Source organism: Mycobacterium sp. E2238 (assembly GCF_001672665.1).
Classification (GTDB): Bacteria; Actinomycetota; Actinomycetes; order Mycobacteriales; family Mycobacteriaceae; genus Mycobacterium.
On the sequence record NZ_LZKF01000180.1, the window covers coordinates 1 to 1,618 of the forward strand.

Genomic DNA, 1,618 nt, shown 5'->3' on the forward strand with positions numbered 1-1,618 from the left:
GCCCAGCAGCGCCTGGCCGTCGTCGGCAAGACGATCAACGACCTGTTCGGCGCGGTCACCATCGTCAACCCGGGCGGCTCCTACACCCTGGCCACCGAGCACAGCCCCTTGCCGCTGGCGCTGCACAACGGCCTCTCCGTCCCCATCCGGGTGCGGCTGCAGGTGGACGCCCCGCCGGGGATGACGGTGACCGACGTGGGCCAGATCGAATTGCCGCCGGGATACCTCCCGCTGCGGGTGCCGATCGAAGTGAACTTCACCCAACGGGTCGCCATCGACGTGACGCTGCGGACCCCGGAGGGCCTGCGGCTCGGTGAGCCCGTCCGCCTGTCGGTGCATTCCAACGCCTACGGCAAGGTGTTGTTCGCCATCACCATGACCGCTGCGGCCGTGCTGATATTGCTGGCCGGCCGACGCCTGTGGCACCGCTTCCGCGGCCAGCCCGACCGCGCCGACCTGGACCGGCCGGACCCACCGGAGGCCAGGTCCGCGCGCACGGACGACCAGACCGACGATCGGGTCGAGCAAGAGCACCGAGTATGAAACCCGCTCACCGGCAGGCCGCACCGCAACACCCGCGCCCGCCACAGCCGCCGCGGCGACCCCGGACCTCGGGCTCGCCGCCCACGGGCCCCCTGCCGCCCGTCCCGGCGGGGATCGATCGCCGGCGACCCGAACTGTCCGACGCGGCGCTGGTATCGCGGTCGTGGGCGATGGCCTTCGCCACGCTGGTCAGCCGGCTGACCGGCTTTGGCAGGATCGTGCTTCTCGCGGCCATCCTGGGGGCCGCGTTGTCCAGCGCGTTCTCGGTGGCCAACCAGCTACCGAACCTGGTGGCCGCGCTGGTGCTCGAGGCGACCTTCACCGCCATTTTCGTGCCGGTGCTGGCCCGCGCCGAACAGAGCGACCCCGACGGCGGCGCCGCGTTCGTGCGGCGCCTGGTCACGTTGACGACCGCGCTCCTGGTATTCGCGACCGCGCTGTCGGTGCTCGCCGCGCCGCTGCTGGTGCGGCTCATGCTCGGCCGCGCACCGCAGGTCAATGAGCCGCTGACCACCGCGTTCGCCTACCTGCTGCTCCCCCAGGTGCTCGCCTACGGCCTGACGTCGGTCTGGTCGTCCGTGCGCGCGGACCTGGCCTCCGGTGGGTCCGGCCGGTCCAGGTCGGCGCGGTCGGGCTGGCCGCGGAAGCGGTGCCACAGGCGTCGGCCGGCCAGCAATATCAGCACGGCCGCAGCGGTCATGGTGATGGCGAACAACACCTTGCCGTAGGCGTTGGAATGCACCGACAGGCGGACGGGCTCACCGAGCCGCAGGCCCTCCGGGGTCCGCAGCGTCACGTCGATGGCGACCCGTTGGGTGAAGTTCACTTCGATCGGCACCCGCAGCGGGAGGTATCCCGGCGGCAATTCGATCTGGCCCACGTCGGTCACCGTCATCCCCGGCGGGGCGTCCACCTGCAGCCGCACCCGGATGGGGACGGAGAGGCCGTTGTGCAGCGCCAGCGGCAAGGGGCTGTGCTCGGTGGCCAGGGTGTAGGAGCCGCCCGGGTTGACGATGGTGACCGCGCCGAACAGGTCGTTGATCGTCTTGCCGACGACGGCCAGGCGCTGCTGGGC

3 pseudogenes are annotated in these 1,618 nt (G+C 71.6%); 2 read left to right on the forward strand and 1 reads right to left on the reverse strand.

The window, feature by feature from the left end:
- Both A5711_RS16190 and A5711_RS26405 read left to right on the forward strand, forming a co-directional pair.
- Nucleotides 1-543, forward strand: a pseudogene (locus tag A5711_RS16190) (hypothetical protein); the annotation flags it as partial.
- Nucleotides 540-1,124: pseudogene (locus A5711_RS26405) on the forward strand (lipid II flippase MurJ); the annotation flags it as partial. The pseudogenes A5711_RS16190 and A5711_RS26405, both read left to right, overlap by 4 nt.
- On the opposite strand, the pseudogene A5711_RS16200 reads toward A5711_RS26405, so the two are convergent.
- Nucleotides 1,094-1,618: pseudogene (locus tag A5711_RS16200) on the reverse strand (hypothetical protein); the annotation flags it as partial. The pseudogenes A5711_RS26405 and A5711_RS16200 overlap by 31 nt on opposite strands.